General features: G+C 70.6%; 19 protein-coding genes. 13 read left to right on the top strand and 6 right to left on the bottom strand.

The features are described from left to right. Nucleotides 1-66: 66 nt before the first annotated feature. The gene (locus DY218_RS28925) at nt 67-534 is read right to left on the bottom strand and encodes an ATP-binding protein (RefSeq protein WP_128559108.1); all 468 of its coding nucleotides are present in this window, start codon (nt 532-534) and stop codon (nt 67-69) included. Nucleotides 535-815: 281 nt separating this feature from the next. Here DY218_RS28925 and DY218_RS28920 point away from each other — a divergent pair, with 281 nt between their 5' ends. The 10 genes from DY218_RS28920 to DY218_RS28875 all read left to right on the top strand — a co-directional run bounded on the left by DY218_RS28920 (nt 816) and on the right by DY218_RS28875 (nt 11,642). Continuing rightward, complete coding sequence (locus DY218_RS28920; RefSeq protein ID WP_128559107.1) at nt 816-1,691, top strand: hypothetical protein; 876 nt, start codon at nt 816-818, stop codon at nt 1,689-1,691. 135 nt (nt 1,692-1,826) lie between these two features. Further along, the gene (locus DY218_RS28915) at nt 1,827-2,591 is read left to right on the top strand and encodes a YcnI family copper-binding membrane protein (RefSeq protein WP_128559111.1); all 765 of its coding nucleotides are present in this window, start codon (nt 1,827-1,829) and stop codon (nt 2,589-2,591) included. A 74-nt stretch (nt 2,592-2,665) separates the two neighbouring features. After that, nucleotides 2,666-3,322 carry an SCO family protein gene (locus DY218_RS28910; RefSeq protein ID WP_128559106.1) on the top strand — a complete coding sequence of 219 codons (657 nt, stop codon included), beginning with the start codon at nt 2,666-2,668 and terminating at the stop codon, nt 3,320-3,322. Further along, nucleotides 3,319-3,834, top strand: coding sequence for a copper chaperone PCu(A)C (locus DY218_RS28905; protein ID WP_128559105.1), 516 nt, complete (start codon nt 3,319-3,321; stop codon nt 3,832-3,834). Before DY218_RS28910 ends, DY218_RS28905 begins: the two co-directional genes overlap by 4 nt. Nucleotides 3,835-3,858: 24 nt before the next feature. Continuing rightward, complete coding sequence (locus tag DY218_RS28900) at nt 3,859-5,994, top strand: copper resistance CopC/CopD family protein (RefSeq protein WP_128559104.1); 2,136 nt, start codon at nt 3,859-3,861, stop codon at nt 5,992-5,994. A gap of 6 nt (nt 5,995-6,000) precedes the next feature. Then, nucleotides 6,001-7,344 (top strand): iron uptake transporter deferrochelatase/peroxidase subunit, encoded by a 1,344-nt coding sequence (gene efeB, locus DY218_RS28895; RefSeq protein ID WP_128559103.1) that lies wholly within the window; start codon nt 6,001-6,003, stop codon nt 7,342-7,344. Between the two features lie 239 nt (nt 7,345-7,583). Continuing rightward, entirely contained in the window at nt 7,584-8,519 is a 936-nt protein-coding gene (gene pheA, locus DY218_RS28890) for a prephenate dehydratase (protein WP_128559102.1), read from the top strand. Between the two features lie 573 nt (nt 8,520-9,092). Next, nucleotides 9,093-10,370 carry a serine--tRNA ligase gene (serS, locus tag DY218_RS28885; RefSeq protein ID WP_128559101.1) on the top strand — a complete coding sequence of 426 codons (1,278 nt, stop codon included), beginning with the start codon at nt 9,093-9,095 and terminating at the stop codon, nt 10,368-10,370. Then, nucleotides 10,367-11,191: an HAD family hydrolase gene (locus DY218_RS28880; protein WP_128559100.1), complete on the top strand. Its 825-nt coding sequence runs from the start codon at nt 10,367-10,369 to the stop codon at nt 11,189-11,191. Before serS ends, DY218_RS28880 begins: the two co-directional genes overlap by 4 nt. A gap of 73 nt (nt 11,192-11,264) precedes the next feature. Next, complete coding sequence (locus tag DY218_RS28875) at nt 11,265-11,642, top strand: DUF488 domain-containing protein (protein WP_128559099.1); 378 nt, start codon at nt 11,265-11,267, stop codon at nt 11,640-11,642. Between the two features lie 361 nt (nt 11,643-12,003). Here DY218_RS28875 and DY218_RS28870 read toward each other — a convergent pair whose 3' ends face one another. The 5 genes from DY218_RS28870 to DY218_RS28850 form a co-directional block, all read right to left on the bottom strand. Further along, the gene (locus DY218_RS28870; protein WP_128559098.1) at nt 12,004-12,627 is read right to left on the bottom strand and encodes an NADPH-dependent F420 reductase; all 624 of its coding nucleotides are present in this window, start codon (nt 12,625-12,627) and stop codon (nt 12,004-12,006) included. Nucleotides 12,628-12,807: 180 nt separating this feature from the next. Next, nucleotides 12,808-13,527, bottom strand: a complete 720-nt coding sequence (locus DY218_RS28865) for an ABC transporter permease (RefSeq protein WP_128559097.1) — start codon at nt 13,525-13,527, stop codon at nt 12,808-12,810. A gap of 14 nt (nt 13,528-13,541) precedes the next feature. Next, the gene (locus DY218_RS28860) at nt 13,542-14,453 is read right to left on the bottom strand and encodes an ABC transporter ATP-binding protein (protein ID WP_128559096.1); all 912 of its coding nucleotides are present in this window, start codon (nt 14,451-14,453) and stop codon (nt 13,542-13,544) included. 85 nt (nt 14,454-14,538) lie between these two features. Next, the gene (locus tag DY218_RS28855) at nt 14,539-15,420 is read right to left on the bottom strand and encodes an ABC transporter permease (protein ID WP_128559095.1); all 882 of its coding nucleotides are present in this window, start codon (nt 15,418-15,420) and stop codon (nt 14,539-14,541) included. Next, on the bottom strand, nt 15,417-16,460 hold the full coding sequence (locus DY218_RS28850) for an ABC transporter ATP-binding protein (RefSeq protein ID WP_128559110.1): 1,044 nt from the start codon (nt 16,458-16,460) through the stop codon (nt 15,417-15,419). Before DY218_RS28850 ends, DY218_RS28855 begins: the two co-directional genes overlap by 4 nt. Before the next feature lie 358 nt (nt 16,461-16,818). Here DY218_RS28850 and DY218_RS28845 point away from each other — a divergent pair, with 358 nt between their 5' ends. The 3 genes from DY218_RS28845 (at nt 16,819) to DY218_RS28835 (ending at nt 20,611) form a co-directional block, all read left to right on the top strand. Beyond that, nucleotides 16,819-17,670: a M24 family metallopeptidase gene (locus DY218_RS28845; RefSeq protein WP_128559094.1), complete on the top strand. Its 852-nt coding sequence runs from the start codon at nt 16,819-16,821 to the stop codon at nt 17,668-17,670. Continuing rightward, entirely contained in the window at nt 17,667-19,457 is a 1,791-nt protein-coding gene (locus tag DY218_RS28840; RefSeq protein WP_128559093.1) for an SDR family oxidoreductase, read from the top strand. The genes DY218_RS28845 and DY218_RS28840 overlap by 4 nt, the downstream gene beginning before the upstream one ends. A 110-nt stretch (nt 19,458-19,567) precedes the next feature. After that, complete coding sequence (locus DY218_RS28835; RefSeq protein ID WP_233521954.1) at nt 19,568-20,611, top strand: MerR family transcriptional regulator; 1,044 nt, start codon at nt 19,568-19,570, stop codon at nt 20,609-20,611. Nucleotides 20,612-20,900: the final 289 nt, after the last annotated feature.

Here is a 20,900-nt window from a genome sequence, read left to right as displayed (position 1 = left end):
GGCCGGGCACCCTCGGGGGCGCCCGGCCATCGGCCGTCGAGGGGCGCCCGCGGAGGGTCCGACCGGTCAGACCGGCTGGAGCAGCGCGTCCTCGCGCCACTTGAGGATCTTGTCGAAACTGACGACCGCGCCGCCGGTACCCGGTCTGTTGCCGAAGGAGACGTGGTCGGCGATCTCCTCGATGAGGCAGAGGCCGCGGCCGTGTTCGGCGTCGACGGGGGCCGGGGCGCTGGGCGGGGTGCGGCCGCCCGGCTGCGGGAAGCCGGGCCCCGAGTCGGTGACCTCGATGCGGCACATCTCGCCGTCGAGATAGGCGGTGACACGGTACGAGCGCGTGGCCGGGCGGACGGCGCCGGAGGTGGTGGGTCCGCCGTGCTCCACGGCGTTGGCGCAGGCCTCGCTGAGGGCGACGGAGAGGTCGTAGGAGATGTCCGGGTCGACGCCCGCGGTGTCCATCGCGCCGCGCAGGAGCCGACGCGCGAGGGGGACGCTCTCGGCTTCACGCCGCAGTTGGAGAGACCACCAGATGCTCATGCTCCAGCCTCCCGGACCGACTCGACCTACCGATACGTATGTCCGTGATCGCCCTTGTGTAAGCCCGGAGTTGACGTGATACCGCCCATACGGCGGAAGCGCGGGGCGGGTACGGCGGTGTAGGCGTGCTGGTACGGAGGGTGCCCCCGGGGCGCAGGGTGCGCCCGGACGAAGCAGGTCGTTACCCGGCATCAGGCTTCTCGTACACCTGAACGTGATGTTCCGGACCTTGTGGACCTGCCGTACGCGCGCGGTGCGCCCAGTGCGATGATGAGCCGGTCATGCCTGCCCCCCACGCGTACGACTCCCGGGCCGGAGCCGGTCTCCGTCTGTTGCGGGCCGTGGTGTTCGCCGCGGTCTGCGTCGTGCTGTCCGCCGGGGGGCATGCACTCGCCTCGTCGCACACCGTGCCGCTGTGGACCGTGGGTGTCGGGTTCCTGGCGGCGCTCGTGGTGGTCGCGCCGTTCACCGGGCGGGCGCGTTCGCTGCCCGGTATCGCCGCCTCGCTCGCCGTCGGACAGCTCGCGCTGCACGTGCTCTTCGGGACCGGGCAGCACCAGGCCGCCGCGGGGCAGCGACTGCCCACCTCGGACGCCGCACTGATCGAGCAGGCGTCGAAGCTGGTGTGCGGCGCCGGGGCAGCGGTGATGAACCCCGCCGAGGCCCGCCGCATCCTCACCGTCGCCGGTCTCGACCCCGAGACCCCGGCCGCGGGACACCAGCACCACCACGGCATGGCCGCCTCCACCGCACCGGCCGTCGAATCCGGCGGTACGGATCTGCTGCCCGACCTGCCCATGCTGCTCGGGCATCTGCTCGCGGCGCTGGCCGCGGGCTTGCTGCTGCGCCGCGGCGATCTGGCGCTGCTGCGGCTCGCCGAACTCTCCTCGGCGTCCAGGGACGGCCTCGCGCACGGCGCACCGGTACGCGCGCTGTGCGCCGCACTCGCCCTCGTACGGGCGCTCGTCCGCGGGCCGGTCCCGGAGGCGGAGGTGCTCGCGCGGTCGCTGCGCACCGCGCCCCGCTCCGCTCCGCGGCCGCGTACCGCCACGCTCGCGGACACGGTGATCAGGCGCGGGCCGCCCGCGTCCGGCGGACGCTCCTCGGGGACCGGCGAGTGCCGGACCGACCGGGGCGTCCTCGCTCTCGCTGCCTGACGCGCATCCCCACCGCAGGAGGTTTGGGGTGCCGCGTCGCACGCGCGCGCGTTTCCGCGCACCCCCTTCATCCTCACTGCTGAAAGTGGAGTGTTCGCCATGCACCGGATCACCCTCATGCCCCGGACCGCCGTCATGCCCGGGTCCGCCGTCGCCCCCGCACGCCGCCTGGCCCGCCTGATCGCCGTGCCGGCCGTCGCCGCCACCGCCGTGCTCGCCCTGTCCGGCACCGCCTTCGCGCACGTCAGCGTGCAGCCGGAGGGCGAGGCCGCCAAGGGCGGTTACGCCACCGTCAACTTCAAGGTGCCGAACGAGAGCGACAAGGCCGCCACCAACAAGCTGGAGGTCAGCTTCCCCACCGACCACCCGCTCGCCTCGGTGATGCCGCAGCCGGTGCCCGGCTGGGACATCAAGGTCACCAAGTCCAAGCTCGACAAGCCCCTCGAGGTGCACGGCTCGAAGATCGACGAGGCCGTCTCCAAGGTCACCTGGACCGCGGACGGCGACGGGGTGAAGACGGGCGAGTTCCAGCAGTTCCCGGTCTCCGTCGGTGCGCTGCCCGAGGACGCCGACCAGCTGGTGTTCAAGGCCGTCCAGACGTACGACGACAAGGAGGTCGTGCGCTGGATCGAGGAGCCGAAGGAGGGTGCCGACGAGCCCGAGCACCCGGCCCCGGTTCTGGAGCTCGAGGACGCCGACGACGACGCACACGGCGGCGGCTCCGACAGCAAGGCCGCCGCGGAGAAGGACGGCAAGGACGCCGAGGACGGCAAGGAGAACACCGCCTCCGCCGACTCCTCGGACAGCACCGCCCGCGTGCTCGGCGTCCTCGGCATCGTCGTCGGCGCCGCCGGTGTGGCCTTCGGCGTCCTGGCCGGCCGCCGGCGCACCAGCAACTGATTCAGCCGTTCCGCGCCGGGGCCTCGGCCGGGCCCCGGCGTGGGACGGGTCCACCACATCTGGGACATTTTCGTATGCGCAAGAACCGTTTGATCGCCACCGCCCTGCTCAGTGCCGCCGCCCTGACCCTGTCCGCCTGCAGCAGCGGGGGTGACTCCAAGGACAAGCCCACGGCGGAGGTCTCCGCCGATCAGGAGACCAAGGCCGCGACCGTGCTCGACACGCCGTTCAAGAAGCCCGACATGGTCCTCACGGACACGGACGGCAAGGAGTTCGACCTCATCGAGCGGACCGAGGGCAAGCCGACGCTCCTCTACTTCGGCTACACCAACTGCCCCGACGTCTGCCCGCTGACCATGAGCAATCTCGCCCTCGCCCTGAAGGACGTGCCCGCCGACGTCCGCAAGAAGCTGCAGGTGATCATGGTCAGCAGCGACCCGGAGCGGGACACCCCCAAGGAGCTCGGCAAGTGGCTCAAGGGGCAGGATCCTTCCTTCATCGGCCTGACCGGCGACTTCCCCACCATCCAGGCGGGCGCCCGCACGCTCGGCATCAGCATCGACGAGCCGGTCAAGGAGAAGGACGGCTCGATCACCTCGACGCACGGCAAGCAGGTCATGGCCTTCTCGCCGAAGACCGACGAGGGTTACGTCTTCTACAACGGCGAGACCACGAGCGCCGAGGACTACGCCAAGGACCTGCCCAAGCTCGCCGAGGGAGCCAAGCCGTGACGCGGCGCGGTCAGGGGCGGCGGGTCTCGCGGCGGGCGCTCGCCGGGGTGCTCGTGCTGTCCGGAAGCCTGCTGCTCGCCGGCTGCGGGGGCTCGACGGATTCCGGTGCCTCCGGTGACTCAGGGGGTTCGGACGGGTCCAAGCCCGAACTGACCGTCTCCGGCGGCTATCTGCCGGTCCCCGCGAGCGATCACATGGCCGGCGGCTTCCTCACCGTCACCAACGACGGCGGCACCGCCGACCGGCTGCTCTCCGCCTCCAGCGACATCGCGGGCGAGGTGCAGATCCACGAGACCGTCGACCAGAAGATGAAGCACGTCAAGTCGCTCGAGGTGCCGGCGAACGGCGAGCTGCGGCTGCAGCGAGGCGGCAATCACCTGATGTTCCTCGAGCTCGAGAAGAAGCCGGAGCTCGGCCAGAAGGTCGCGCTCAGCCTGAAGTTCGCCGAGTCCGGCACGGTCGAGACCCAACTCGAGGTGAAGGAAGCGACGTACAACCCGAAGGCCGAGTGACCGCCGAGTGAGTAGGGATCCACGGTGAAGAATCCGGAACCGACCAGGACCGCCTCGCGTGCGAGCGCTGCCGTGCCGCGCGCCGGGCAGCTTCTGTTGCTGCTCGTCGTCGCGCTCGGCTCGCTGCTCGTCTGGGCTGCGCCCGCCGGCGCGCATGCCGCGCTGACCGGGAGCGATCCGGAGCAGGACTCGGTCGTCGAACAGGCGCCGAAGCAGGTCACGCTGAGCTTCTCGGAGAAGGTCGCGCTGTCCGAGGGCTCGATCCGGGTCCTGGACCCGTCGGGCGAGCGGGCCGACCAGGGCAAGGTCAGCGATGTCAGCAGCGGCTCGGACATCTCGTACGCCACCGACCTGAAGCCCGGCCTTCCGGACGGCACCTTCACCGTGGCGTGGCAGGCGGTGTCCGCCGACAGCCACCCGGTGTCGGGCGCGTTCACCTTCTCCATCGGGGAGGCCTCGGACACCTCCGTGGCGCTGCCCGACCAGGAGGCGGGGGGCGGTGTCGTCGGCACGCTCTACGGGGCGGCGCGCTACGGGGCGTACGCCGGGTTCGCGGTGCTCGTCGGTGGCGCCGCGTTCCTGCTGATCTGCTGGCCGCAGGGTGCCGGGCAGCGGGCGCTGCAGCGGCTCGTGGTGGGCGGCTGGCTGGCGCTGACCGGATCCACCCTCGCGATGCTGCTGCTGCGCGGCTCGTACACCGGGTCCGGGAAGCTGGGCGACGTCTTCGACCTGGGCGGTCTCGGGGACGTGCTGGGCACCAAGACCGGGGCCGCCCTGGTCTCCCGGCTGCTGCTGCTCGCCGCGGCCGCGCTGTTCGTGGCGGTGCTCTTCGGGGCGTACGCGCGACGGGACGAGGACGAGGACGAGAACGAGAACGAGGCCGAGCGGCGGGACGGGGCGGCGGGCGCCGGGGGAGCGACGGACGGGGACGGCGCGCCGGAGTCGGGTGGCGCGCGGGCGTCGGGTGGCAGGCCGGAGTCGCGTGGCGCGCCGCGTGACGCCGACGAGCGCAAGGATCTCGGGTTCGGACTCGGCATCGGCGGGGCCGTCGTCGCGATCGGCCTTGCCGCGACCTGGGCGCTCGCCGAGCACGCCTCGACCGGTATCCAGACGGCGCTCGCGATGCCCGTGGACGTCCTCCATCTGCTGGGCGTCGCGCTCTGGCTCGGCGGGCTCGCGGCGCTGCTGGTGGCGCTGTACCGGGCACCTTCCGTTCCGCGGAGCGCGGTGCTGCGCTTCTCGTCGGTCGCCTTCTGGTCCGTGGTGTCGCTCGCCGCGACCGGGCTCTACCAGTCGTGGCGGCAGGTCGGCTCCTGGTCGGCGCTCACCGGCACCTGGTACGGGCAGCTGCTGATCATCAAGATCGCTCTGATCGCGGTCCTGTTGGGGGTGGCCCGGATATCCCGCCGCTGGACCGCGCGTCTCTCGGAGACCGCGGAAGCCACGGAGACCGCGGAGCGGACGTCGGTCGGGGCGGGCAGCGCGGCCAAGGGGGGCAGCAGCCCAGGTGCGGGCAAGGCGGCCAAGGGCGCGGGCAAGAGGGCAGGTGCTGCCGAGAGCGGCGGCGGCTCGGTCAAGGGCGGCGGGAAGCGGGAGGCGCAACTGGCCCGGCAGCGTGCCGCCGTCGAGGCAGCCGCCGACAGGCGCCGCCGTGACGGCGACCCGGGACGGCTCGGCCTGCGCCGCACCGTGCTGGCGGAGGCGGCCGTGGCCGTGGCGGTCCTGGCCGTGACCACCGTGCTGACCGGCACCGAGCCGGGCCGTACGGAGGAGGAGGCGGACGGCCGCCGGCAGTCCGCGGTGAGCAGCGAGCAGGCCGGGCCGACCGATCTGAAGCTGCCCTTCGACACGGGCGGCGAGAAGGGCCGCGGCACCGTGCGGCTGCAGCTCACCCCGGGCAGTACGGGCAACAACGACCTGCACGTCTTCGCCGACACCCCGGACGGCAAACCCTTCGACGTCCCCGAGATCAAGGTGGCGCTCACCCTCGAGTCCAAGGACATCGGTCCGCTGCCGGTCACACCGGAGCACGTCGTCGAAGGACACTGGTCGGCGAGCGGAGTGCAGGTCCCCATGGCAGGCGACTGGCAGTTCGCCGTCACCGTACGTACCTCGGACATCGACCAAGTGACCGTCACCAAGAACGCGAAGATCGGCTGAACCACCATGGCTGGCTCCCCCAGGAACCCGGATTCCGCCCCGAAGGCCGCTGCCGACGCTGCGCCGTCCGGCTCCGGCTCCGGCGCCTCCGCCCCGGACGAGGGTCCCGCGCGCGGGGGCACGATTTCCCGGCGCCGGCTGATCGGCACGGCGGGCGCCACCGGGGTCGTGCTCGGGGCGGCGGGCCTGGGCGCCGGGTACGCGGTGGCCGGTGCGCGGGATTCGGACGGGTCGGACGGGGCTCCGCTCACCTCCCTCGGTGCCGATTCCGTCAGCTTCGAGGGGGCCCGCCAGCCGGGCATCATCACTCCGGCGCAAGCCCACTGCCACCTGGTGGCCTTCGATCTGGCGGCGTCGGCCGACCGCAGGGCGGCGGCCGCTCTGCTGCGCCGCTGGTCGGCGACGGCCCGGCGGCTGATGGCCGGCGCCGGCACCGACGACTCCACGGGCATCGCGCTCGACGCGGGACCGTCCTCGCTGACCGTGACCTTCGGATTCGGGCACAGCTTCTTCGCGAGGACCGGGCTCGAGGGGCAGCGGCCGGGCGCGCTCGACCCGCTGCCCGACTTCTCGTCCGACCACCTGGACCCGAAGCGCAGCAACGGCGATCTCTGGGTGCAGATCGGCGCGGACGACGCGCTCGTCGCCTTCGACGCGCTGCGCACACTGCAACGGGACGCCGGTGGCACGGCCCGGGTGCGCTGGCAGATGAACGGTTTCAACCGGTCCCCCGGCGCCACCGCCCGCCCGATGACGACCCGGAACCTGATGGGCCAGGTCGACGGCACGAACAACCCCCAGGAGTCCGACGAGGACTTCCGCGAGCGGCTCTTCGCCACCGGTGGCGGCACTCGTCGTCCTGCCTGGATGTCGGGCGGTTCGTATGCGGTCGTACGCCGTATCCGGATGCTCCTCGACGACTGGGACGGCCTGTCGCGGCCCGAGCAGGAGCGGGTGATCGGCCGCCGCAAGAAGGACGGTGCCCCGCTGTCCGGCGGCAGTGAGACGACCGAGCCGAAGCTCGACGCGGTCGGCAAGGACGGCAAGCTGCTGATCGCCCCCGACGCGCACGCCCGGATCTCCCGGCCCGACCAGAACGGCGGTGCCGCGATGCTGCGCCGCCCCTTCTCGTTCCACGACGGCTATGACGCGGACGGTGTGCCGGACGCGGGGCTGCTGTTCATCGCCTGGCAGGCGGATCCGCACCGCGGCTTCGTGCCGGTGCAGCGCAAGCTCGACCGGGGCGATGCGCTGTCGAAGTTCATCCGGCACGAGTCGAGTGCCGTGTTCGCGGTGCCGCGGGGGGCACGCAAGGGCGAGTACGTGGGGCAGGAGCTCCTGGAGGGCTGAGCCGGGCTCGTTCTCGTGCTCCACGCGCGCGTGGAGGGCCGGTGCGGGTGGCTTTTTCATGCTCTACGCGCGCGTGGTGCGGGCTGGTCCGTCAGCCTCTGGCCACGGGCGGACCGGGCCCCGTACGGCGCATTAGGCTGACGGTATGTCGGCGAGCCGCGTCGCCGGGGGACGGACTCCGGGAGCGTACGGCGGCGCCGGCAGCACCTTCGACCACTCGACGCCAGTAGGGACTACGCATGTCGGCGACTCGCTACACGTACCTCGGCCCTGAGGGCACCTTCACCGAGGCAGCTCTCCGCAAGCTCCCGGAGGCGGCCACCCGGGAGCTGGTCCCGATGGTGTCGGTGCCCGCGGCGCTGGACGCGGTGCGCAGCGGCGACGCGGCCGGGGCGCTGGTGCCGATCGAGAACTCGGTTGAGGGTGGTGTCACCGCGACCCTGGACGAACTCGCCACCGGCGAACCGCTGATGATCTACCGCGAGGTCCTCTACCCGATCACCTTCGCCCTCCTTGCCAGGCCCGGCACCAAGCTCTCCGACATCAAGACGGTCACCGGCCACCCGGTCTCGCAGCCGCAGGTGCGCAACTGGCTCGCCGCGAATCTGCCGGACGCGCTGTGGGAGTCGGCGGCCTCGAACGCGGACGGGGCCCGTCTCGTCCAGGAGGGCCGGTTCGACGCGGCCTTCGCGGGGATCTTCGCGGCGGCCACGTACGGCCTCGAGCCGCTGGTGACCGACATCCACGACGCGGAGAACGCGGAGACCCGCTTCGTCCTCGTCGGACGGCCGGCCCGTCCCGCTGCGCCCACCGGGGCGGACAAGACCTCGGTGGTCATCTGGCTCGGCGAGGACCACCCGGGCGCGCTGCTCGAACTGCTGCAGGAGTTCGCGGTCCGCGGCGTCAACCTGATGCTGATCCAGTCCCGCCCGACCGGCGCCGGAATCGGCAACTACTGCTTCGCCGTGGACGCCGAGGGCCATGTCTCCGAGCGCAGGGTGGGCGAGGCCCTGATGGGGCTGCGGCGGATCGCGCCGAAGGTGCGGTTCCTCGGCTCGTACCCGCGGGCCGGGGTGGCGGTGTCGGACGTACGGGAAGCGCGGGCGGGGACCACGGACGGCGAGTTCATGGCCGCGGCGGACTGGCTGGCGAGGGTGCAGGACGGCCGGTTCTGACCGGGTCGGCGGCCGGTCCTACCTGCGGATTTTCATTGTCCACAGAGGTTATCCACAGGGTCGGACTCGACCTGGGGACAAGTCGACAACAGAACACGACTTGGTCGACAAATCGCCCTTGGGTCCCCAAGTCCGTCCACAGTCCCGCACGTCACCCTTCGTCAGCGCAATTCCATTGATCAACTCTTTGGAGCGAGTGATTTGCACTCGAAAGAGGGTGTAGCGCGGGTTTGATCCGGGAATTCTTCCGCTCGCATTCCGGGCGCAGAATGATCACTTCCGCTATCCACAGATCTTGAACACAGGCTGTGGATAACTTTCCGGAGGCGCCCACTTCTGTGGACAACACACCGCCAAGTCGCCTCCGCCACAAGGGATCAGCAGGCGGCACACGTCAACGCGCCATATCCGGAGTGGCACGAACCGGGCATTCCGAGGTACTGATTGACCGCGCCCGCACGGCCTGGCACAGGACGTCGTACGCAGCCCGGAGAATTCGGCAAACAGGGCATTTCCGTACACAGGGGAATATCAAGTCGAGGGCTGTCCGCCCGCACCGGTAGCCTTGACCGCGTGATTGACCTTCGCCTGCTCCGTGAGGACCCCGACCGTGTCCGCGCCTCCCAGCGCGCCCGTGGAGAGGACGTCGCGCTCGTCGACTCCCTGCTCTCCGCCGACGAGCGGCGCAGGTCGTCCGGCCTCCGCTTCGACGAGCTCCGCGCCGAGCAGAAGGCACTCGGCAAGCTCATCCCCAAGGCCACGGGCGACGAGAAGGCCGCGCTTCTGAAGAAGACCGGCGAGCTCGCGGCAGCGGTGAAGGCGGCCGACGCGGCCAAGGACGAGGCCAAGGCCGAGACCGACGAACTGCTGCTCCGCCTGGGCAATCTGGTCCACCCCGATGTGCCGGTGGGCGGCGAGGAGGACTTCGTCACCCTCGAGACGCACGGCACGATCCGCGACTTCGACCAGGAGGGCTTCGCGCCCAGGGACCACCTGGAGCTCGGCACCGCGCTCGGCGCGATCGACGTGGAGCGCGGCGCCAAGGTCTCCGGCTCGCGCTTCTACTTCCTGACCGGCGTCGGCGCCCTCCTGGAGCTCGCCCTGGTCAACGCGGCGATGGCCCAGGCCACCGCGGCCGGCTTCACACCGATGCTCACCCCGGCCCTGGTCCGCCCGCAGTCGATGGCCGGCACCGGCTTCCTCGGCCAGGCCGCGGCCGACGTCTACCACCTGGACAAGGACGACCTGTACCTGGTCGGCACCTCCGAGGTGGCACTCGCCGCGTACCACATGGACGAGATCATCGAGGCGGACCGGCTGCCGCTGCGGTACGCGGGCTTCTCGCCGTGCTTCCGCCGCGAGGCCGGATCGCACGGCAAGGACACCCGGGGCATCTTCCGGGTCCACCAGTTCGACAAGGTCGAGATGTTCTCGTACGTGAAGCCCGAGGACTCCGAGGCGGAGCACCAGCGGCTGCTCGCCTGGGAGAAGGAGTGGCTGACCTCGCTCGAGCTGCCGTTCCGGGTGATCGACGTGGCGACCGGCGACCTCGGCTCGTCCGCGGCCCGCAAGTACGACTGCGAGGCGTGGATCCCGACCCAGGGCAAGTACCGCGAGCTGACGTCGACGTCGGACTGCACCGAGTTCCAGTCGCGCCGCCTGGCGATCCGGATGCGGGACGAACAGAAGGTCCGCCCGCTCGCCACGCTGAACGGCACGCTGTGCGCCGTACCGCGCACCATCGTCGCGCTGCTCGAGAACCATCAGCAGCCGGACGGTTCGGTCCGGGTGCCCGAGGTGCTCCGCCCCTACCTGGGCGGCCGCGAGCTGCTCGAGCCGGTCGCCAAGTGACGGCTGCCCCCGCTCCCGCCGGAGCGTTCCCGTACCAGCTGATCGCGACCGATCTCGATGGCACCCTGCTGCGCAGCGACGACACGGTCTCGGGGCGTACGCGTGACGCCCTGACCGCCGCCTGCGCGCGGGGCGCCGCGCACATCGTGGTGACCGGCCGCGCCGTGCCGTGGACCCGGCACATCCTCGACGACCTCGGGTACGAGGGTCTCGCGGTGTGCGGTCAGGGCGCGCAGGTCTATCACGCGGGCGAGCACCGGCTGCTCACCTCGGTGACCCTGGACCGCCGGCTCGCCGGCCTCGCCCTCGACAAGATCGAGGCGGAGCTCGGCCCGCTCTCGGTCGCCGCCAGCCGGGACGGTGTGGACGGCGAGGTGATCGTCGGCCCCGGCTATCTGGTCCAGGAGGGCCCGCTGCCGGTGGTCTCCTTCACCGACTCCGCCGACCTGTGGGCGGCCCCGCTCAACAAGGTCTACATCCAGCATCCGAACATGACGGACGACGAGCTCGCGGCGGCCGCACTGCGCATCGCGGGTGATCTGGTGGGCGTCACGATGGCAGGGCCGGGGACGGTCGAGCTGCTGCCGCTCGGGCTGTCCAAGGCGACCGGGCTCTCGCTCGCCGCGCGGCGTCTGAAGGTCTCCGCGGACTCCACGATCGCCTTCGGCGACATGCCGAACGACGTACCGATGTTCGGCTGGGCGGCGCACGGCGTGGCGATGGCCAATGCCCACACCGAGCTCAAGTCCGTGGCCCACGAGGTCACTTCGTCGAACGACGAGGACGGGATCGCGGCCGTCCTGGAGCGTCTGCTCGGCTGAGCCTCCGGGGGCTCAGCGCCCCGGTCCGGGCTCTCCGGTGGCGTACCGCCGGGCGGCTTGGGAGCCTGGGCGCATGACCGCACGCCGCTCCTCGTCCCAGCCACAGGTCCGTGTCCGGCGGGTCTACGAAGCGCCGTCCGCGGACGACGGGACCCGGGTCCTGGTCGACCGGTTGTGGCCGCGCGGCCTCAGCAAGGCCGATGCGCACATCGACGCATGGCCGAAGGACGTCACACCCTCCACGGAGCTCCGGCGCTGGTTCCACGGCCCCGACAGCGACTACGCCGAGTTCCGCCGGCGCTACGAGGCCGAGCTGCACACCGAGCCGGCCGCCTCCGCCCTCGAGCGGCTCCGCGAACTGCTCGGACAGGGACCGGCCACGCTGCTCACCGCGGTGAAGGAACCGGAGCACAGCCATGTCCCGGTCCTGCTGGAGCAGTTGGAGTCCTGACGACGCATCGGGACGCATCGGGCCGTAACGCCTGGCCCGAGGACCGCGGCTGCAGGGAAAACGGAAGGGGAAGCGGGAAGGGGAAGGCGGCCCCGCCGCGTCGCGCGGCCGGGACCACCCCCGGGCGGCGCTCCGGACAGCCGCTGCGACGGAGTGTGATGTCACTCCGGAGCCTGCCGCCCGGCGCCGCCCTGCCGGGAGCACTGCGCGCCGCTGATCCGCGCGGCCGTGCTCCGCTCCCCGTCGGCGGGCACCGTCGCCGGCGACCGCTCGTGCTTCCACTGTGCCGGTGCCGTACGCCTGTTCGCCACCGAATTTCCGCGGCGCAGCGCGGCATCGTGCGTGCCCGCCGAAGTGACGGTCACGCCTCGGCAGCCGGCACCAGCCTGATGTTGAACGTATGGCTGTCGAGCGCGCCCATCGCGGCCACGAAGAACAGCGCGAAGTGCTCCTGCGCCCGCGCCGTCCCGATCCCGCCCAGGTCCACCCGGGATCCGGCCGGCCAGCCGAAGTCCCCGAGGAGCGCGTCGACCTGCTGCTTGGCGGCCGGGTCGTCGCCGGAGAGGAAGACCGAGCTGTCGCCGGAGAGCACGCCCGGGTTCGTCATCACCGAAGCGTCCATCGTGCACAGGGACTTGACCACGCGGGTGCCGGGGAGTGCCGTCTGCAGTTGTTCCCCGAGGCTGTCGTCGACGTGCACGAGCTGCATGTCCTCGGTGAGGTCGATCGCGATGTCGAGCAGCACCTTGCCGGTCAACTGCTCGCGCAGGGTGGGCAGCAGGGCCAGGGAACCGTTGCCTCCGACCGCGTTGACGACGATCTCGCCGTGCGCCGCGGCCTCCGCCACCGGGACGACCGGCAGGCCCGACTCCTTCCGCCTGGACTCCGCGTCACGCGAGCCGTACGTGACGTCATGGCCGGCCGCCTGCGCTCCGGCTCCGATCGCGCGGGCCACATTGCCTGTTCCGAGAATTCCGATTCGCATGCCGACGACGTTAGTGCGGTGGCCGGGCGAGTGGATCAGGCCCCGGCACGGGGAGGACCGGGACCTCGGTCGTAGGTCGCCTGGCCGACGACGTACACGCGCGCGTGGAGGACGAAAAACGCCTCCACGCGCGCGTGTACAACGATCCCGTGTGCGGGACGGGGGTGTCGCTCGTCCGTGTCACTCCTCCCCGGCGAGGGTGAGAGTGCGGAGCTTCTGGCCCGCGTACCAGGTGGCGAGCACGGTCACTCCGACGAGCAGGACGACCGCGAGCGGCAGTCCGACGTCGGAGCTGACCAGTTCGCCGCCGGCCACCTTCTCCGCGACGGCGAGGGACCACTGCTGCACACTCAGCGTCCGGGCCCCGGAGACGAGCGAGCCGAACAGCGACTCCCAGACCAGCGCGTACACCAGGCCGAACACCACGGCGTGCTTGCTGACCGTGCCGAGCAGCAGGAACAGGGCGGCGTATGCGATCGATCCGACCAGGGCCGCGATCGTGTAGGCGATGGCGACCTGCTGTCCGTTGCCGTTCAGGATGATTCCGGCGATGAACGTGGGGACGGCCGAGAAGGCCATGGTCACGGCGATCGCGACGGTCAGCTTGGTGACGATGATCGTGGGCCGCTTGAGCGGCTTGGCAAGGAGATACACCACGGAGCCGTCGTCGATCTCCGGCCCGATGGCTCCCGTACCGGCGATGACGCCGATCAGCGGCACCATGGTGGCGAGCGCGAAACCGCCGAGCACATCGGAGGCCACCTGGTCGTCGGCGCCGCTGAACATCCGGACCGCCACGGCGATCACGATCAGCAGTGCCGGCAGCGTGAACAGGATCAGCGCGCGGCGCCGGCCGAGCAGGGCCCGGTAGGTGAGCCGGGCGACGGTGGGGTCATACATGTCGAAGGCTCCCTTCAGGCCGCGACGAGGTACGAGAAGACCGACTCGAGGGACTCGTCCGAGGGCGAGACCGTCAGGAGCCGGATGCCGCGGTCGCGTGCGACCTGGGGCAGCAGTTCGGTGAACCGGCCGAAGTCCACGGCCTGGACGAGCAGTGCGCCCTCCGTGAGATCGACCTCGATGCCCGCGGTCGACGGGTCGGCGATCAGGGCGGCGGCCAGCGCACGGTCGTCGCTGGAGCGCACCAGATAGCGGTGCGGGCGGTCCGTCATGAGCCGGCGGATCCGCCGGAAATCGCCGCTCGCCGCGTGCCGGCCGGCCACGATCACCTCGATGTGCGAGGCGAGTTGCTCGACCTCCTCCAGGATGTGCGAGGAGAAGAGCACGGTGCGGCCCGCGTCGCCCATCCGTCGCAGCAGCTCCATGAGGTGCATGCGCTGGCGCGGGTCCATGCCGTTGAACGGCTCGTCGAGGAGCAGTACGTCCGGCTGGTGCACCAGGGCGGACGCCATCTTCACGCGCTGCCGCATGCCCTTGCTGTACGTGGAGATCTTGCGGTCCTGCGCGTACTCCATCTCGACGGTGGCGAGCGCCTCCTGGGCGGCCTTCTTGCCGAGTCCGTGCAACTCCGCGTTGGCGACGACGAATTCGCGGCCGGTGAGGAAGTCGTACATCGCCTCGCGTTCGGGGACGATGCCGATCTGCCGGTAGATCTGCTCGTTGCGCCAGATCGGCTTCTCGTCGAGCGTGACGGTGCCCGTCGAGGGGGCGAGGAAACCACCCATCATGTTGATGAGGGTGGACTTGCCCGCTCCGTTCGGCCCGAGCAGGCCGGTCACGCCCGGTCCGATCGTCATGGTGATGTCGTTGACCGCCACCACGTTGCCGAACCAGCGGGAGGTGTGGTCGATACGGATGGTCGTCATGGGCGCGGCCCGTTTCTCCGAGTGCGGATGCGAGTGCGGGTGGTGGCTTGCCGGCTGGGGCGGGGGCGAGGTCCTGGTCGGGGCATCACAGGCCGACCTTCCGGTAGCGGCGCATCAGGGCCGCGTACGTGCCCGCGATCAGGGCGAGCACGACCAGCAGATAGACCACGCCCTGACCCGCACCCGGTCCGTCACCGCCGGGGAAGGACGAGGTGGCCCCGAGGAACGCGGTCTGGACGCCGTCCACCAGGGTGATCGGCGAGAACAGGCCGAGCCATGACACGGCCCCGGAGGAGTCCTGGCTCCAGGCGATGGCCTGCAGGGTCGACACGGCGCCGTACGAGATGGTCATCACGGCGATCACGGCCGCCACGCCGAATCCGCGCCGCGGCGTGAGCGCGGCCATCACCAGGCCGAGACCGGCGAACAGCAGGGAGAGCAGTGCCACGGAGATCAGCCCCTGTGCGAATCCCTTGGTCTGGTCCGCGAAATCCATCTTGGCGAGCAGCGAGCCGACGTACAGCACGACGACCGGTGCGGCGGTCAGGACGAACAGCGCGGACGCCATGGCCGCGTACTTGGCCACCACGTAGTCGACGCGTTCGATGGGCCGCGAGAAGTACAGCGGCACCGTCTTGAACCGCAGGTCCCGCGAGACCGACTGGGGCGCCTGAGCGGCCAGGAACAGGCCGATCACGGCCTGCGTGACGATGGCGTAGCGCGTGTAGTCGAGCGGCAGGTCGTTCAGCTTCGTGGTGATGGCCACGGCGACGATGATCGCCGCCGGTACGCACATCACGGCGAACAGGATCATCGGCAGGACCTTGGACTTCGCGGACCGGCCGAGGCCGTAGGCGCCGCGCAGGGACTGCGAGTACAGCGAGCGGCGGGCGTAGGCGCGACCGAGGCGGGGGCCGTCGTAGTCGCGGTAGCCGATGTTGTGGATCCGGGTCGTTTCGGTGGTCATCGTGCGCTGGCCTCCGCTGCCTGGTCCGCCGCGGCGGGCCCTGAGGGTGGGTCGGTGATCCCCGCGGACGAGGCGTCCGGGGCCCCTGCCACGTCCGTGGCCTCGGCCGAGTCCGTACGGAAGACCTCCGCGATGTGGTGACGGCGCTGCTCCATGCGTACGAGACCGAGCCCGAGGCCGGCCACGGTGTCGCGTACGACGTCGTAGGTCTCCTCGCCCGTCGCCTCGACGAGCAGGATGTGGCCCGCACCCGGCAGACCGTCCTCCTCGCGCGCGTGGACACTCACTCCCGCCTCGGCGAGGCGCTCGCGCAGGGCGGCCGTGCCGTCCGGGTGGGCGTCGGTGTCGGTGACCTCGACGGCCAGGGTGCCCATGGTCTGGGTGAAGTCGCTGGTGGAGCTCGAGCGGAGGAGCTTGCCGCCGTCGATGATGACGACGTGGTCGCAGGTCCGCTCCAGCTCGCCGAGCAGGTGCGAGGTCACCAGGACGGAGATGCCGAAGTCGGTGTACACGCGGCGGATCAGGGCGAGCATCTCGTCCCGGCCGACGGGGTCGAGGCCGTTGGTCGGCTCGTCGAGGAAGACCAGCTCGGGGTCGTGGACGAGGGCCTGGGCCAGCTTCACCCGCTGCTTCATGCCCGTCGAGTAGCCGCCCATCGGGCGGTAGCGCTCCTCGTAGAGGCCGACGTGGCGCAGGGTGTCGGCGGTGCGCTCACGGGCCGCGGTGGGCGGCAGGCCCGACATCCGCGCCATGTGCACCACGAACTCGGTGGCCGAGACGTCGGGTGGCAGGCAGTCGTGCTCGGGCATGTAGCCGACGCGCTCACGGATCTCGGATCCGTTGGCCGCGACGTCGAGCCCGAGCACCTCGGCACGCCCCTCCGTCGCGGGGGACAGTCCGAGCAGGATCTTGATCATGGTGGACTTGCCGGCTCCGTTGGCACCCACCAGGCCGGTCACGCCCGGGCCGATGTCCACGGAGAGCCGGTCGAGAGCGGTCACCTTGGGGAACCGCTTGCTGAGGCTTTCGGTCGCGATCACAGTCACGTCATCGACGTTAGTGGCGCGGGCCACACAGGTCGTCAGCCCAGATGCTGGCTTGGTTGTCAGACCTGCGGCGTACGGGCCCTTAAGGGTCGTCCCAGGGACGGACGGGGATGGAGGTGCGGGCAGTCGTGCTTGCGGGCGGCGTTTGTGCGTGCGGGTGAGGTGACGTCGTTTGTGCGTGCGGGTGAGGTGACGTCGTTTGTGCGTGCGGGTGACGTCGTTGTCCACATCGGCCGGGTTTTCCACAGGCCGCTGCGCACCCCTTGACGCAGCCGTCGGCCATTGTCACATTCGTCAGTGTCAAGTTACGAACACGTAGCGCAAGGGCCTCAAGCAAGGGACGGAAGGTGGCATGACCTCAGCAGTCGACACCCAACTCCGCGCAGATCTGCGGGGGTTCAGAGCCGTGCAGCGCCTCGCCTACGAGTGCGCGGAGTCCGTCGCGGCCCGCCTGAAGCCCGGCGTGACCGAGCGCGAGGCCGCCCGCATGCAGCGCGACTGGCTCCGCGCCCGCGGCGTACGCGACTGGTTCCACCTGCCGTTCGCCTGGTTCGGCGACCGCACCGCCTTCGCCGGTTTCCGCGTGCCCCTGCAGTTCTTCCCCACCTCACGCCGGCTCGAGCCCGGCATGCCCTTCATCCTCGACATGGCCCCGGTCCACCAGGGATTCACGGCCGACATCGGCTACTCGGGCTGCCTCGGACTCAACCCCGTGCACGACCGCCTCCTCTCCGACCTCGAAGCACACCGCGACCTGATCCTGCGCGAAGTCCGCGAGCGCCGCCCGCTGCGCGAGATCTACCAGGACGTGGAACGCCTGATGAGACACCAGGGCCACCTGAACCGACACCGCGCATACCCCTTCGGCGTCATCGCCCACAAGGTCGACCGGGTCGCAGAACGCCGCTGGTCACCCACCGTCTTCGGCTTCGGCACCCAGTCGCTCAAGGGACTCGCGAGCGACGCCGTGCACGGACACCGGGACGGCTGGTCCCCGCTCTGGAGCCCCTACCGCTTCTCCGACCACCCGCCGCAGCCCGGCCTCTGGGCGGTCGAACCACACCTCGGATTCCGCGGCACCGGCGCGAAGTTCGAGGAACTCCTGGTCGTCACCGACTCGCGAGACCCCGAACAGAGCGCGTTCTGGCTCGACGACGACCTTCCACACGTACGGCGCTGGACCGAGGAAAGGGCAGCCGCATGACTCTGCAAGACGCACGAGAGCGCTGGGTCCGCACGGGCGGAGTGGAACTGTGCGTGACCGAGGCCGGCGACCCCGCACGCCCCACCGTCGTCCTCGTGCACGGATACCCCGACTCCAAGGAAGTCTGGTCCGAGGTCACCGACCGCCTGCGCGACACCTTCCACGTCGTCCTCTACGACGTACGCGGACACGGCCGCTCCACCGCACCGACACCCCTGCGCGGCGGATTCACCCTGGAGAAGCTGACCGACGACTTCCTCGCGGTGATCGACACCGTCAGCCCCGACAAACCGGTGCACGTAGTCGGCCACGACTGGGGCTCGGTCCAGTCCTGGGAGTTCGTCACCGTCAAGCGCACCGAGGGCCGCATCGCCTCGTTCACCTCGATGTCCGGACCGTCCCTCGACCACTTCGGGCACTGGATCAAGAAGCGCATGTCCCGGCCCACCCCACGCAGGACCGCCCAACTCCTCGGCCAGGGCGCCAAGTCCTGGTACGTCTACATGCTGCACACCCCGGTCCTGCCCGAGCTCGCCTGGCGCGGCCCCCTCGGCACCCAGTGGCCCAAGATCCTCGGACGCCTCGAGAAGGTCACCCCCGGGGACTACCCGACCGGCTCCCTCCGCGAGGACGCCGCCCACGGAGCCTGGCTCTACCGGGACAACGTCCGCGCCCGCCTCAGCCACCCACGCCCCGACGCCTACGCCCACGCACCCGTCCAGCTGATCACTCCGACCGGCGACAGCTTCCTCTCCCCGCGACTCTACGACGAGCTCGACCAGTGGGTCCCCCAGCTGCTCCGGCGCCAACTCGCCGCGAAGCACTGGGTCCCCCGCACCCGGCCCGACCAACTGGCCTCCTGGATCAGCGACTTCGTCACCCGCCACGAAGACCTCGGCCCCGGCGGCACCTCGGCCACCGTCGACTCCGCCACCCGCCCGACCGCCCGACCCGGCCCCCACGCCGAGCACTTCGGCGGCCGGCTCGTCCTGGTCACGGGGGCAGCCAGCGGCATCGGACGGGCCACGGCCTTCGCCTTCGCCGAAGCAGGTGCCCGGGTGATCGCCGTCGACCGGGACGCCGACGGAGTCGCCCGCACGGCGGACCTCGCCCGCCTGGTCGGCGCCCCCGAGGCCTGGGCCGAAACCACGGACGTCAGCGACGAACAGGCGATGGAAAAGCTCGCGGAGAAGGTCGCCGCCGAGTACGGCGTCGTGGACGTCCTGGTGAACAACGCGGGCATCGGCCTGTCCGGCTCCTTCTTCACCACCACATCCGAGGACTGGAAGAAGGTCCTGGACGTCAATCTGTGGGGAGTCATCCACGGTTGCCGGATCTTCGGTCGGCAGATGGCCGAGCGCGGCCAGGGCGGCCACATCGTCAACACGGCCTCGGCCGCGGCCTATCAGCCCTCCAAAGCACTGCCCGCATACAGCACCTCCAAGGCCGCGGTCCTGATGCTCAGCGAGTGCCTGCGCGCCGAGCTGGCGAGCCAGGACATCGGCGTCACCGCCATCTGCCCCGGCTTCGTGAACACCAACATCACCTCGACGGCACGCTTCACCGGAGTCGACGAGACCGAGCAGAAGCGCCGGCAGCGCCGCGCCTCCCGCCTCTACGGCATGCGGAACTACCCGCCGGAGAAGGTCGCCGACGCGATCCTCCGGTCGATCGTCCGCAACCAGGCCGTGGTCCCGGTGACCCCCGAGGCACGCGGCGCCCGCTTCATGTCCCGCTTCACCCCCCGCGCCCTGCGCGCGGTCGCCCGCACGGAGCCACCGCTGTGAGCGGCGGGGAGGTGCCGGGTGTGGCGGGCTCGGGATCCGGTCCGGGGCCGAGTCCGGGGCCAGGGCCAGGGCCGAGTCCGGGTTCCGGTGACGCGGCGTACGAGTACCGGATCGAGGATCTCGCCCAGCAGAGCGGCGCGACGGTCCGGACGATCCGCGCCTACCAGGACCGCGGACTGCTCCCTCGACCGGAACGCCGGGGCAGGGCCAACGTCTACGGACCCGCCCACCTGACCCGACTGCACCAGATCGCCGACCTGTTGGAGCGCGGATACACCCTCGCCTCCATCAAGGAACTCCTTGAAGCCTGGGACACGGGTCGGGGTCTCGGCGGAGTGCTCGGGCTCGCCGCCGAGATCGACGGCCCATGGACGGACGAGAAGGCCGACCGCATCACGCTGTCCGAACTGGCCGCGCGTTTCAGCGTTCTGACGCCACATAAGACGACGCCACATGAGACAGCGCCACATGAGACAGCGCCACATGAGACAGCGACTGACGACTCCGCGACGCAGCCCACAGGTCGGTCCGAGCGGGCGGAGTCGGCAGGGGCGGCGGAGTCGACGCTGGACGAGTCCGCTCTGCAGGAGGCGATCGCACTCGGCATCCTGGAGCGCATCCCCGGACGGGACGACGAATTCCTGGTCCCCAGCCCTCAAGAGCTCTCGGTAGCCGTGGAGTTGCACTCGGCGGGCGTTCCGCTCAGCGCAATCTCGGGCCATCTACGGGAGTTGAGGGGACAGGTGGAGCATATTGCCGCCCGCTTCCTGGAGTTCACGACCGAGCACGTATTCGCCCGCTACCTGGGGCATTCGCCGCCGTCCGACGCCGAGGCGGCGGAGGTCGCGGCCCTGGTGCGCCGACTTCGTCCGCTCGCCCAGCACACACTCGATGCGGAACTGGCGCGCGCCATGCGTAAGTTCGCCAACCATCACCTTCGGCATCACTTGGGCACGGCGGACGCTCCGGCCGCGGATCTCGTGCATCGCGTACCGCTACCGGGTTCCACAATCGAAGCGGTTCGAGCGCTTGTTGGAGATGAGAACGCGCCACGCTTCATCGCGCTTGCGGCTGAACGGGAGGTTGCTGCACGGACATTGGATGCGTATGTCCCAAGTCACGGATCAGGTCTTGGCGTTGACCAAATACCCTAAATGGGATGCCAGTTGTCCACAGCGACACCAACTAGCCTGTGGATAACCTGGGTTGACTGTGGATCATGCCTAACTCAGGTAAAAAATTGGGGAATTGCCGCCAGAGCTCGACGGCGTCTCCCGACAACAGATTTCAGCCAGTCGGAAGGAGCGAGAGCGGGGCCGCGTGAGAGCGAGGCGCGAGAGCTGCGCGACGCGATGTGCGCGATGTGCGTGATTGCGCGATGCTGCCGCACGGTGAGCTGGTGTGGGCTGACGCCGGACATCGAATTCGGGGAGGGGTGGGGAG

It is taken from the genome of Streptomyces triticagri, assembly GCF_003429565.1.
Taxonomy (GTDB): Bacteria; Actinomycetota; Actinomycetes; order Streptomycetales; family Streptomycetaceae; genus Streptomyces; species Streptomyces triticagri.
The sequence above is the reverse complement of the archived record's forward strand: the minus strand, read 5'-3'. Positions and strand labels throughout refer to the sequence as shown.